Origin of the sequence: Parapedobacter defluvii (genome assembly GCF_014642075.1) — a bacterium.
GTDB lineage: Bacteria > Bacteroidota > Bacteroidia > Sphingobacteriales > Sphingobacteriaceae > Parapedobacter > Parapedobacter defluvii.
Window position 1 is genome coordinate 30,567 of sequence record NZ_BMIK01000023.1, and the last position, 12,262, is coordinate 42,828.

At 44.9% G+C, this 12,262-nt stretch carries 12 protein-coding genes; 4 read left to right on the forward strand and 8 right to left on the reverse strand.

Translation table 11 applies throughout. The features are described from left to right. The first annotated feature begins 239 nt into the window (after nucleotides 1–239). Complete coding sequence (locus IEX60_RS21555; protein WP_188753468.1) at nucleotides 240–824, forward strand: outer membrane beta-barrel protein; 585 nt, start codon at nucleotides 240–242, stop codon at nucleotides 822–824. Nucleotides 825–1,013: 189 nt separating this feature from the next. Here the strand turns inward: IEX60_RS21555 and IEX60_RS21560 are convergent, their stop codons facing one another. The 7 genes from IEX60_RS21560 to IEX60_RS21590 all read right to left on the reverse strand — a co-directional run bounded on the left by IEX60_RS21560 (nucleotide 1,014) and on the right by IEX60_RS21590 (nucleotide 6,331). Next, nucleotides 1,014–2,138 carry an NADH-quinone oxidoreductase subunit D gene (locus IEX60_RS21560; protein ID WP_373285080.1) on the reverse strand — a complete coding sequence of 375 codons (1,125 nt, stop codon included), beginning with the start codon at nucleotides 2,136–2,138 and terminating at the stop codon, nucleotides 1,014–1,016. A 110-nt stretch (nucleotides 2,139–2,248) separates the two neighbouring features. Continuing rightward, nucleotides 2,249–2,749: an NADH-quinone oxidoreductase subunit C gene (locus IEX60_RS21565; protein ID WP_188753469.1), complete on the reverse strand. Its 501-nt coding sequence runs from the start codon at nucleotides 2,747–2,749 to the stop codon at nucleotides 2,249–2,251. Between the two features lie 13 nt (nucleotides 2,750–2,762). Further along, nucleotides 2,763–3,413, reverse strand: coding sequence for a pyridoxamine 5'-phosphate oxidase (gene pdxH, locus IEX60_RS21570; protein WP_188753470.1), 651 nt, complete (start codon nucleotides 3,411–3,413; stop codon nucleotides 2,763–2,765). Nucleotides 3,414–3,467: 54 nt separating this feature from the next. Further along, nucleotides 3,468–4,265, reverse strand: coding sequence for a M48 family metallopeptidase (locus tag IEX60_RS21575; RefSeq protein WP_188753471.1), 798 nt, complete (start codon nucleotides 4,263–4,265; stop codon nucleotides 3,468–3,470). An 84-nt stretch (nucleotides 4,266–4,349) separates the two neighbouring features. Then, on the reverse strand, nucleotides 4,350–5,000 hold the full coding sequence (gene plsY / locus IEX60_RS21580) for a glycerol-3-phosphate 1-O-acyltransferase PlsY (protein WP_188753525.1): 651 nt from the start codon (nucleotides 4,998–5,000) through the stop codon (nucleotides 4,350–4,352). Then, nucleotides 4,997–5,866 carry a carboxylating nicotinate-nucleotide diphosphorylase gene (nadC, locus tag IEX60_RS21585; RefSeq protein WP_188753472.1) on the reverse strand — a complete coding sequence of 290 codons (870 nt, stop codon included), beginning with the start codon at nucleotides 5,864–5,866 and terminating at the stop codon, nucleotides 4,997–4,999. Before nadC ends, plsY begins: the two co-directional genes overlap by 4 nt. Nucleotides 5,867–5,998: 132 nt before the next feature. Next, the gene (locus tag IEX60_RS21590; RefSeq protein WP_188753473.1) at nucleotides 5,999–6,331 is read right to left on the reverse strand and encodes a DUF4783 domain-containing protein; all 333 of its coding nucleotides are present in this window, start codon (nucleotides 6,329–6,331) and stop codon (nucleotides 5,999–6,001) included. Nucleotides 6,332–6,614: 283 nt separating this feature from the next. Here IEX60_RS21590 and gpmI point away from each other — a divergent pair, with 283 nt between their 5' ends. Then, nucleotides 6,615–8,147, forward strand: coding sequence for a 2,3-bisphosphoglycerate-independent phosphoglycerate mutase (gene gpmI, locus IEX60_RS21595; RefSeq protein WP_188753526.1), 1,533 nt, complete (start codon nucleotides 6,615–6,617; stop codon nucleotides 8,145–8,147). Between the two features lie 110 nt (nucleotides 8,148–8,257). Beyond that, a complete protein-coding gene (locus IEX60_RS21600) occupies nucleotides 8,258–8,713 on the forward strand; it encodes a hypothetical protein (RefSeq protein WP_188753474.1) in 456 nt (151 codons plus the stop codon). Between the two features lie 17 nt (nucleotides 8,714–8,730). Here the strand turns inward: IEX60_RS21600 and IEX60_RS21605 are convergent, their stop codons facing one another. Beyond that, nucleotides 8,731–9,405, reverse strand: coding sequence for a tetratricopeptide repeat protein (locus IEX60_RS21605; protein WP_188753475.1), 675 nt, complete (start codon nucleotides 9,403–9,405; stop codon nucleotides 8,731–8,733). Nucleotides 9,406–9,796: 391 nt separating this feature from the next. Here IEX60_RS21605 and lon point away from each other — a divergent pair, with 391 nt between their 5' ends. After that, nucleotides 9,797–12,247, forward strand: coding sequence for an endopeptidase La (gene lon / locus IEX60_RS21610; protein WP_188753476.1), 2,451 nt, complete (start codon nucleotides 9,797–9,799; stop codon nucleotides 12,245–12,247). Nucleotides 12,248–12,262 lie beyond the last annotated feature (15 nt).

Genomic DNA, 12,262 nt, shown 5'->3' on the forward strand with positions numbered 1-12,262 from the left:
TGCAGATAATTTATGTCACTGTCTGTTCCTATTTCACTGTCAAACTCTTTCCATTCAAGTTAGATTTTCCTGAAATTTAATGCATTGAACGAATATTCTACAAAAACAGACACAAGCGTGACACAGTTAACCCCTATCCCCCATGTTTTGGCATTTGTATTGCATATTGACTTTCAAAGTCAGATAGTCTAATATAAAAAGACGAACTGACAAATGGTTTAACTAAATAAATATACAAAATGAAAAAACTATTTTTAACCTTATCTGCTGCTGTTGCTGTAACGTTTGCTGCGAATGCACAAACTGAAAAAGGAAAGACAATCCTTGGAGGAAATGTTTCCTATAATTATAACAAAATACAAGACGTAGATGGTAGCATTCAAAGTTTTTCTATCCTACCAAATGTCGGCGTATTCGTCAGCGATAACATTGCTGTAGGTTTAGGTTTCGGATACTCATGGTCTCAAAGCGACGATGGCAGCGAAAAATCAAAAATTGGCGAATTTTCAGCCGCACCTTTTGCTCGTTTGTATAAAGGAGATGGCGATTTTAAATTTTTCGGGCAACTGTCTGTACCGATGGGTTGGGGTACATCCAAAGTTGACGATACGAAAGTTAACAACACTGCACGTTATGGTGTAGCACTGTCTCCGGGTTTTGCTTATTTCCCAACCAGCAAAGTTGGCATTGAATTTTCAGTTAGAGGTCTGTACTATCAAAACAGTTCAGTGGAACCAGAAGGAGGCGAAAAAACCACCACCAATTCATTTGGTCTGAATGCTAATTCCTTAGCTCCCAGCATTGGTATTCAATTCTATTTCTAAGTAATAAAAGTGAACAAAAAGCCGCTTTGGTCTGTTACCAAAGCGGCTTTTTTAGTGCAAATACCCTATAAAAAAAGGTTTCCAAACGGGGAGAATGGAAACCTTTACTAACCAATTATAAACCTAAATTATGATGGCGCAAAAGTAAGGTTTATTTTAGATATTCCAAAAATTATTTATTGTTTTTTTTTAGCGATCCACTTCACCCAATACGATATCGATCGATCCCAGTATTGCGACAAGATCCGCAATCAGTACGCCTTTCGCCAACTCCGGCAAAACGGAAAGATTATGAAAACTCGGCCCTCTTGCTTTAACCCGTTTCGGAATGTCACTTTTCTCCTGGGTCACAAAGTAAAACCCCAGCTCACCTTTCGGGTTTTCAGCCCGTACATAATAATCTTGTGCCTTTACATTTACTTTCTTCGGTACAAGTGCCCTCGGATCAAAGTCGGCTGTACGCTTCAGCTCCCTGGTCAATCGTTCGAGGCATTGCTCGATGATACGGACAGATTCTCTGATTTCATCAACACGTACTTTGAAGCGATCCCAACAATCGCCCAGGCTGCCCATTTCTCCGCTGCCGACGGGAATATCAAACTCAATTTCAGGATACACAGAATAATTATCGACACGCCTTAGATCCCACTTAATGCCTGAGGCACGGAGCATCGGCCCTGAGCAGCCGTAATTGATCGCCACATCCGCCGGTAACGTGCCGATATTGGCTGTTCGCGAGATAAAGATTTGGTTTGCAGTGAGCAATTCATCCAGCTCTACCAATTTAGGTTTGAAATAATTAATAAACTCACCACAGCGGGATTCGAAATCCACCGGCAGGTCATAAAACAGTCCACCGACCCAAATATAATTATAGAGCATCCGCGAACCGGATGCCCATTCTAACATATTCATAATGTGTTCCCGATCCCGGAAACACCACATGAATGGAGTAAATGCACCAATATCAATGCCGTATGTGCCAATGGCTATCAAATGGGAAGCGATACGGTTTAATTCACATACCAGCACACGGATGTATTCGATCCGCTTGGGAATCTGCTGATCAATCCCCAGCATGCGCTCAACCCCCATCACAAATGCATGACTGTTATTCATCGAGGCCAGGTAATCCATACGATCGGTAAACGGAATAGTTTTTCCATAATTCATGGATTCGGCATGCTTTTCAAAGCAACGGTGCAGGTAGCCGATGTGCGGAATTACCTCTTTTACCAGCTCACCATCGGTAATCAATTGTAATCTCAGTACACCGTGCGTCGATGGGTGCTGGGGGCCCATATTAATAATCATCTCTTCGGCCCCTATTGCGGCTAATCGCTCTTCATAGACACGTTGTGCGTGCCGGTATGGATTATCTGGCAATGACATGTTATCGGTAGATCGTGTGCTGAGCTGCATTCTCATTTAATAGCTATGCCGTGGTACATTTCGGCCTCCTCATAATCCTTTCGCAACGGATACCCTTCCCAGTCTTCCGGCAATAAAATACGTCTCAAATCCGGATGTCCTTCAAAATACACGCCCATTAGATCAAATGCTTCCCGCTCATGCCAATCGGCTGTCCGCCACACCCCGCTTACACTGGGTACCGAAGGCAGATTATCGAGTCGCCGGTCATTCGGCACGACCACTTTGAGTGTAAGCTGATAGTTGTAAGGAATGGATGCTAAATGATAAACGACGGTAAAAGTACCCGCCTCTATCCCATCATCGACTGCACTGATGCAGGACAGGAAATCAAAATAAGTGTCCTCATGGTCGCGTAGTAACAAACACACCTGCGGTAACAAGGCCGGATCAACAACCAACGCAGGCTGCAAGCCCGATGATTCAATCGTCGCTACCTGCTCACCGAACTGAGCTATCAAAAGTGCATGGATGCGTGTAATTAATTCTTCCATTTTCGTATAGGTATTAGGGAGCCAAACGGGTAATCTTCCAGTTATTCCCCTGTTTGCTATAGCGCAACCGATCATGCAATCTGCCACTCCGTCCTTGCCAAAACTCGATGGATTCGGGAACAAGCCAATATCCGCCCCAATGAGCGGGCCTAGGGAGGGAACTCACGTCCTTATACCGCTCTTCCATTGCAGCCAGCGGTACATCAAGCACATTACGATCCACGATCTCCTGGCTTTGAGGAGAAACAATGGCGCCGATTTGACTGGCCTTGGGTCTTGATTGAAAATATGCATCGGACAGTTCAGACGGCATCTTCATCGTACGGCCCGATACCCGTACCTGTCTTTGCAGCTCGGGCCAAAAAAACAATAGCGCCGCATACGGATTGTCTGCTAACTCCTGACCTTTTTGACTTTGGTAATTGGTATAAAAGCCAAAGCCGGATTCGTTTACTTGTTTTAACAACACAATTCTCGAAGAGGGACGGCCCGACGCTGAAACTGTGGATAGCGTCATGGCATTGGGTTCCATAACCTGCTTCTCAATCGCTTGATCAAACCAAGCCTGAAATTGTTCGATTGCATCAGCAGCAACCTCTCCTTCGCTCAATTGCCCCATTTTATATTCTGTGCGGATTGCTGCAACATCGGTTTTACTCAGCATCTTTTCGTATGTTTTTTAACGCTGCACAAACATACGAAAAACCGCAAGAACATACTATTTCTTATAGTAACCCATTGCCTCTGGAATCAACTTCTGGATATTGTTGATGCGGCGTGCGTCGCTCGGGTGGGTGCTCAGAAATTCAGGTGGCGCACCACCTTGCGATTGTTTTGCCTGTGCCATCCGTTCCCAAAAACCGACAGCTTCGTTAGGGTTATACCCCGCCATTGCCATAAAGACCAATCCCAAGCGATCTGCTTCGCTTTCCTGATTGCGCGAATAACTCAGCAAGGCAAGCTGCCCGCCTAAACCATAGGCCGTGTTAAGCACAGCCCGGGTCGTATTTGACTTTTCAGCAGTGGCTACATCTACTGCTACCCCGCCAGCCTGTGCAATGATAGATTGAGACATACGCTCGGCCGAATGCTTGGCAATGGCGTGGGCCACCTCATGTCCCATTACAGTTGCCAGTCCGGCTTCATTTTTGGTAATCGGCAGGATTCCCGTATATACCGCAACCTTGCCGCCCGGCATACACCAGGCATTGATCTGATCTTCCTGGATCAGGTTAAATTCCCATTGAAAATCATATTGGTTGCCGTATCCGTTTTCCTGCAGAAACCGGGTCACTGCCGAGGCGATGTTCTTTCCCACCTTTTGTACCAACTGAGCCTGGGACGTGCCCTTTATCACTTTGGTTTTGGAATCTCCAAGCAAATCTTTGTAAACGAGTGCCGCCTGCTGCTGAATCTCCGATTCATTCACCAAGCTTAATTGCTTCCGTCCCGTAAGCGGCACAGTAGCACAGGAAGCGATTATTCCGACTATCAGCAACCCGCAAATATGTTTCATAAATGGTTTCATTGCAACTAATTTTATGATAGATTGATAAGTTATCCGGAGAAATTAAAGCAATATATATGCCGAATTTACGGATCAAGCCCTGGCTCGTTTCCGGAAGAGATAGACTTTGGATTCTTTGCCCTTTAGTAGGCGTTCAATATTTTTTTGATGCGTGATAAGTATCAACACGCAGATACACATTCCGTAAAGCAGGACAGATTTCACTGAAGTATGAAATAAAAAGACAATACTGAAGGGAAAAGCGAAACCTGCACAGATAGAGCTCAGTGATACATAGTGGGTAAGCAACAGCACGACGAGAAAAACCGAAACACACACCAGCGCCGCCTGAAAGTGAACTGCCAGAATCATTCCGAAAAGGGTTGCAACTCCTTTCCCTCCCCTGAACCCTGCAAAAACAGGGAACAGATGTCCCACTACGGCGATTACGCCCAGTGCCAATTGGAAATTAACAAACTGGGCTGCCGCTTGCGGGCCGGTAACCGAGGGGCCTATAAAATAAGCCAAATTAGTTGCTGTCCATCCTTTTAAAATATCGATAATCATAACAGCTACACCAGCCTTCGTACCCAATACCCGGAATGTGTTGGTTGCTCCGGCATTTCCACTCCCATATTCTCTTACATCCACGCCGTAAAAAGACTGTCCTAACCACACAGCGGTGGGTATGGAACCAAACAGATAAGCCAATACAACTGCTCCGACTAAGTAACCCGATATCATGAATTGCAAGATACGATTTTTGCTTTCAAACTCATGTCTAAGCTTTTCACGGAATGAGTAAGCGCACCGATGGAGATATAGTCCACTCCTGTCTCGGCATATTCACGGACGTTCTCTTCAGTAATGCCACCCGACGCTTCCGTTACAAACCGGCCGCCAATCCATGCAACCGCTTCACGTATCTGTGCTGGTTTAAAATTATCAAGCATAATACGTTCTATCTTCCCCACTTCCAATACTTTTTTGACCTCCTCCAGATTACGTACTTCTATTTCGATCGCGATGGGTTTATCCAATGTTTCCCGGTAATGGTTTGCTTTTTCAATCGCTTCCCCGATCCCCCCTGCGTAATCGACATGATTATCCTTAATCAGTATCATATCATATAAGCCAAAACGATGGTTTACTCCACCGCCTAAGCGAACCGCTTTCTTTTCGAGAAACCGTAGTAAAGGCGTGGTTTTCCGGGTATCCAACACGCGGGTTTGCGTACCGGCCAAGGCATCAACAATCCTTCGGGTGGCAGTAGCAATCCCACTCATACGTTGCATGATATTAAGCAGAAGCCGTTCGGCTAACAAAATGCTGTGAATGCATCCTTCTACACACATCACCACATCCCCCACACGCACCGACTGGCCGTCGGTCATAAAAACTTCCACCTGCAGCCCCTTATCCACCTGTTCGAGTACGGTCAGTGCTTCCTCTATTCCCGCTACTGTCCCAGATTCCTTAATTATCAATTGAGCGATCCCTCTTTTCTCTACTGGAATGGTAGATAGTGACGTATGGTCGCCATCTCCCACATCTTCCGCAAGCGCCGCTTTAATAAAATGAACCAGTTCTCCTTTTTCTTTCTCAGTCATTGGTCACAACTACATACTAAATTGACCAGCAACTGCAATCATCAGGCAGTGTTGGCCCATGCGTAAATAAAAACGCTGCTAAGATGACTATTTAAAACAAAAAATAGCGAATAAAAATAAAATTTGACGGTGTTAGTAAATAGGTTCTACGCGAAACTCGGTCACTTGAAAGGTATTGTCGTTGTTAGTGAGTTTATAAGAAACACGAAAAGTATCCTTGGATGTTTCCAGGTTAAGTACTACATACCTGAAATTCGGGTTGGAATCCAATCGGTGAGCCATTTTTACATTGGTAGGTGTATTCCTTCCAAAAAAATCACGCAGGATAATTTCAGCCTGTACACGGGAGTAAATACCTTCATCGTTCAATAAGATCATGCTCACGGTGGAGGAAAAGTATTTAGAAAGTTCCTTTGTATTCGCGCTTTTGATACACGATGAAATATCATCAATGACGTCATTCATATGGGCAACGCTCGTCATTGCAAACAAACACATTATCCCCACTAGCTTTGCCCTTTTGATCAATCTGATTCCCATCACTTTCACAGTAGTAGTTTATTCAAATGTTACCGTTGTTAACTATCCAACAATCTTGACTTTCAAAAAAGTGTAGACTTTTTTCTACAGAAAACAGCCCTTTTAAAAAACCCACTTTCTTTAAGAAGTTTATAGCTAAAAACATGCCACATTTCAAAAATGCGTAACTTCCCTTTTCCGTAGGTTCCCTTTAAATCGTTATATTTGTATCGTGAATACCAAGAAAAAAGTTGCACTCATTATCCTGGATGGATTGGGTTATGGCAAAGAAGATCGCTCGAATGCCGTCTTAGCGGCAAATACTCCCTATTTGGACCAGCTACTTACTCGATATCCCCATTCGAAACTGGAAGCTTCCGGCGAGGCCGTAGGTTTGCCGGAAGGTCAAATGGGTAATTCAGAGGTCGGCCACATGAATCTGGGGGCTGGAAGAGTGGTTTATCAGGAGCTTGGCAGAATTCATAAAGCGGTAAAAGATGGTGAATTGAACCGGAATGAAGTCCTACAGTCGGCTTTTGAGTATGCCAAAGCCAATGGCAGGGCCGTACATTTCATCGGATTGCTTTCCGATGGTGGCGTCCATGCGCACACCCAACACCTCAAAGGGTTGTGTGTGGCCGCAAAAAATGCTGGGATAAGCAGCGATCAGGTATTTGTCCACGCCTTTCTGGATGGACGGGATACCGATCCGAACTCAGGCATTGGCTATGTCACCGACATTGAACAATTTTTAGGGTCAAACGGAGGTCGCCTTGCCTCCGCAATAGGAAGGTATTACGCGATGGACCGCGACAACCGGTGGGAGCGCGTCAAACAAGCGTATGATCTGCTTGTTCATGGGACGGGAACCGCTACTCAGGATATCGCCCAATCCATCCAGCAATCTTACAACGAAGGCATTACGGATGAATTTGTAAAGCCCATTGTCAAAACCGACGCCCACGGAACTCCCCTAGTAACCCTGAAAAACGGAGATGTTGTGGTATGTTTCAATTTCCGCACAGACAGGGGACGTGAAATCACGATCGCGCTTACACAGCGTGATTTCCCGGAATACAACATGTATCCCTTAGAATTGCGCTATTTGACCATGACAACCTACGATGAAACATTTAAGGAGGTTGACGTCTTATTCCTTAAAGAAAATCTCACCAATACGCTCGGGGAAGTACTGGAAGCCAATGGAAAAACCCAGACACGCATTGCAGAGACAGAAAAATACCCACATGTCACTTTCTTTTTTTCGGGTGGACGCGAAAAAGAATTCACCGGCGAAAACCGGATTCTCATTCCCTCTCCCAAGGTAGCTACTTACGATCTGCAACCAGAAATGAGTGCGCAAGGTGTAGCAGATGCAATTTGTAATGACATTACCGACCATCAGCCTGATTTCATTTGTCTGAACTTTGCCAATCCGGATATGGTTGGACATACCGGCGTTTTCGAAGCTGTTGTCAAGGCCGTTGAGACTGTAGACAGCTGCTTGCGGCAGGTAGTGGAGTGTGGCGTAAAATTTGGATATTCTTTTATCATCATTGCCGACCACGGTAATGCAGAGTTCATGATTAACGAAGACGGTTCTGTTAATACCGCCCACACGACCAATTTGGTGCCCTGTATCTTAATTGACAAGGATCATACCGCGATATCCAACGGAAAATTGGGCGATATTGCACCCACCGTTTTGAAGCTTTTGGAACTGCCCATACCAAATGAAATGAACGGGAACGTATTGATTTAACGATGGGTCAACGTAAAAGTGCATTTGCATTTCACATCCATCTCGCTTTTCTTGGGCTAGTAGGATGTTGTGCCTGTACCCGGCCTGATAATACGCCTGCATCATCTGCTATGGCAAGCTCCTATTTTAGCTTGGAAGAATTTTTCCGGAGTGAAGCTACTCGCCTCACAAAACTAGCGCCCACTGTTGAAAAGACCGTATCCAGAAATGGTATGTCGGAAGGTAAGTCCGTGCAAATAAACGACTGGAAAAATGAATTGGCTTTGTTTATGGATTCAGACATTAACAAGCCGGCATGGCAGAACAGCTATCGGGTAGACAGTACCGACCGTTTGCTTACGTATACGAGTACTGACCCCGAATTGCGCACTCAAAAAATCAGCATAGAAAAAGATGAGAACGAAAAAGTAAAGCATATTGCCATTATTAACCATGCCAGCAATATGCTTTACCAAACCGAGGAACGTCTCGATTATTATCCTGATTCACTTTATCAAATCGATAAACAACAGCAGGTCCGTCTCATCGGCGAAAGCCAGTATTCAATAAGAGGGGTCCTGCAATAAGCGGGTAGCGGGATTCCTTACTTAAGGTTATCCCGGTATACTTTTGCTTTCTTGACTTCGGTTTGTATATCCTTTTTGCCCGGTGTCATCGTCAACACCTGTTCAAAATCTGCAATACTTTTATCGTACGATTCGGAGGCTAGTGCTTTATCGTAATTTGCCGTGCCTTCGGTTCCGCGCAAAATCCCAAGATCCCGGTAGGCTATGCCCCGATTCTGATAGTATTTCGCATCGTTGCCATTCAGTTCGATGGCTTTGGTATAATCGGCTATCGCTTCGTTCAGCATCTTTTCGCGGTTGGCAGAACTTATTTTCGTATCCGTTTGAACCGCAAGTATATTATTTGCCTTTCCGCGATAATAATAAGCGGATTCGTGTTCCGGGAGCAGTTGTATAACTTTACCGAAAGATGCCAATGCTTTTTTATATTCACCAATCTGATATTGCGAATATCCCAACATATACATCACATCCGGATCGCTGGCTTCAGCTGGCAGAGCCTTTTGCAAATGGTTGGCCGCCGCTTTAAAATCACCGTCGATCAACGCTTTTTGTCCCAACCGTACATTGGGATTGCTGGGTGCTGTCTCAGTGGTTTGTGCCTGTACTGCCAATACCGCTATACATAGCATCCCACCGATAATCCCATGTTTCAAATTTCCCAAAAAAAAGCTCAATTCGTTTTTTTTCATCACTTTCAAATTAAACAAAATCCTTCTGATTGACCACCCTGCAATTTCCGTGCTACAAACATAACCATAATTGCATGCAAATACAATTTGTCCACCGTGCAACTTATTCACAGGGAAATTTACACATAAAACTCCAAAACTTTTCCTTTATTATTTTTCTGATAAATTTTTATTTTAGCTGTTCGTGCCGCGGGGAACAACCGAGCCAATCCGTTCCGAAGAGCTGACTTTTTTTCAGCACGGATACCTCGAAAGTGAAACTTACCCTAAAATTTGAGGTAAATTTGCTATTGGCATAGGCATTGCAATTACTTAGAGAAAGTAGATTTTTAACTTACCCACTGATCAGGGCTGCCAATATGGCGCCGGTATAGACGAAATAAAAGTATTCATGAGCAATTTTGATCCATTCGATTTTAACCAAGCAATCCCCATTATAAATGAAGACACGGAATTCTTTCCGTTATTAAGCCAGCAAGATGAAGATGAGATGCGAAACGCAGACCTTCCGGAATCTCTTTCCATTCTTCCGCTGCGCAATACGGTGTTGTTTCCGGGTGTTGTCATACCGATTACCGTTGGCAGAGATAAGTCTATCAAATTAGTCAAGGAAGCATACAAAGGTGACCGGATTATCGGCGTTGTGTCTCAGCAGAATATGGCCATTGAAGACCCGACGTTTGAGCAACTCAATAAAGTGGGTACCGTAGCCATGATTATCAAGATTCTGCAGATGCCCGATGGAAATACAACGGTCATTATCCAGGGAAAACAACGTTTCAGATTGCGGGATCTCATCCAAAGCGAGCCCTATATCAAAGCATCCATCGAACGCTTCGAAGAAAAAAAACACAAAGCCAGCCGGGAATTCAATGCAATGATTTCTTCCATCAAAGAGATGGCATTGCAAATTATCCAGCTGTCCCCGCACATACCCAGTGAGGCCGGTATTGCCATCAAAAACATCGAAAGCCCGGCTTTCCTCATCAATTTTATCTCTTCTAACCTGAATGCAGACCTGTCCTTCAAACAGCAACTGCTGGAAATTGCCGATCTGGATAAGCGGGCCGCCAAGGTACTGGAACAGCTTGATGTAGAACTCCAACTGCTCGAACTGAAAACACAGATACAGAACAAAGTACGAGGAGATTTAGACAAACAACAGCGGGATTATTTTCTCAACCAGCAATTAAAAACCATACAGGAGGAACTAGGTGGCAACACACCCGACCTGGAAATGGAAGATCTACGTAAGCGTGCGAAAGCAAAAAAATGGCCCGCAGACGTAGGAGAACATTTTAATAAAGAACTTGATAAACTGGCCCGTATCAATCCGGCAGCGGCTGACTATTCGGTACAGGTCAATTACCTCGAATTGTTATTGGATCTTCCCTGGAATGACTTCACCAAAGACAACTTCGACCTCAACCGCGCTAAGCGGGTGCTGGATCGCGACCATTACGGCTTGGATAAAGTGAAACAACGGATCATCGAATACCTGGCGGTATTAAAACTGAAGCGCAATATGAAGGCGCCCATCCTCTGCTTGGTAGGTCCTCCGGGAGTAGGAAAGACGTCTTTGGGTAAATCAATTGCCAAGGCTCTGGGGCGCAAATATACCCGTATGGCACTCGGCGGTATCCGTGATGAAGCGGAGATAAGGGGGCACCGCAAAACATACATCGGTGCCATGCCCGGCCGTATTATCCAGTCGCTTAAAAAGGCAGGAGCCTCCAATCCGGTGTTCGTGCTGGATGAGATCGATAAAGTAGGCAGCGATTTCCGGGGCGACCCTTCATCTGCCCTACTGGAAGTACTGGATCCGGAGCAGAACAATGCATTCTACGATCATTATGTGGAGTTGGACTACGATCTGTCAAATGTAATGTTCATCGCCACGGCCAACTCACTGAGCAACATACAGCCGGCACTGCTTGACCGGATGGAGATTATTGAGGTCAATGGATATACAATCGAGGAAAAAATAGAAATCGCCAAGAAACACCTCATTCCAAAACAACGCGAGCTGCACGGACTCGGTGCAAAAGATTTTTCCCTTCGGTCAAAAGTCATCGAAAAAATTATCGACGAATATACCCGCGAATCGGGCGTACGTGGCCTGGAAAAGAAAATTGGATCAATCATCCGGGGTGTAGCTACACGTATCGTGATGGATAACCCGTTAACCCAACCGATAGATACCGCAATGGTTGAGAAAATACTCGGTGCTCCTATATATGATAAGGAATTTTATGAAGGAAACGATGTTGCCGGTGTAGTTACAGGTCTTGCATGGACTCAGGTGGGCGGAGATATCCTTTATATCGAATCAAGCCTGAGTCCTGGAAAGGGAAAATTGACCTTAACAGGTAATCTGGGGGAGGTTATGAAAGAATCTGCAAGCATTGCCATGGCCTATCTGCGTGCAAATGCAGCGCAATTTGGCATCGACTATCAGGTATTTGATAAGTGGGATGTGCACATCCACGTACCGGCGGGTGCCACCCCTAAAGATGGTCCATCGGCCGGGATCACGATGCTTACCGCACTTGCATCCAGTTTCACACAACGGAAAGTAAAAGAAAAACTAGCCATGACAGGAGAAATCACCTTGCGAGGGAAAGTACTTCCGGTAGGCGGCATCAAAGAAAAAATATTGGCGGCGAAACGTGCCAACATCAAGGAAGTGATCCTCTCAAAAGCCAACCGGAAAGATATCCTGGAAATCAAGGAAGATTACATCAAGGACCTGACATTCCACTATGTCTCGGAAATGCATGAGGTGGTCAATATTGCTTTGCTCAAACAGCGGGTAAAAAACGCTAAGCAATTGTTAAATTAATTATTATCTTAGCTA

Coding starts and splice junctions, on each gene's coding strand:
- IEX60_RS21575 (WP_188753471.1), bottom strand. CDS start 4,265: ATGAAACATATTTGCGGGTTGCTGATAGTCGGAATAATCGCTTCCTGT.
- IEX60_RS21555 (WP_188753468.1), top strand. CDS start 240: ATGAAAAAACTATTTTTAACCTTATCTGCTGCTGTTGCTGTAACGTTT.
- IEX60_RS21560 (WP_373285080.1), bottom strand. CDS start 2,138: ATGATTATTAATATGGGCCCCCAGCACCCATCGACGCACGGTGTACTG.
- pdxH (WP_188753470.1), bottom strand. CDS start 3,413: ATGCTGAGTAAAACCGATGTTGCAGCAATCCGCACAGAATATAAAATG.
- IEX60_RS21600 (WP_188753474.1), top strand. CDS start 8,258: ATGGCAAGCTCCTATTTTAGCTTGGAAGAATTTTTCCGGAGTGAAGCT.
- lon (WP_188753476.1), top strand. CDS start 9,797: ATGAGCAATTTTGATCCATTCGATTTTAACCAAGCAATCCCCATTATA.
- IEX60_RS21590 (WP_188753473.1), bottom strand. CDS start 6,331: ATGAATGACGTCATTGATGATATTTCATCGTGTATCAAAAGCGCGAAT.
- IEX60_RS21605 (WP_188753475.1), bottom strand. CDS start 9,405: ATGAAAAAAAACGAATTGAGCTTTTTTTTGGGAAATTTGAAACATGGG.
- IEX60_RS21565 (WP_188753469.1), bottom strand. CDS start 2,749: ATGGAAGAATTAATTACACGCATCCATGCACTTTTGATAGCTCAGTTC.
- nadC (WP_188753472.1), bottom strand. CDS start 5,866: ATGACTGAGAAAGAAAAAGGAGAACTGGTTCATTTTATTAAAGCGGCG.
- plsY (WP_188753525.1), bottom strand. CDS start 5,000: ATGATATCGGGTTACTTAGTCGGAGCAGTTGTATTGGCTTATCTGTTT.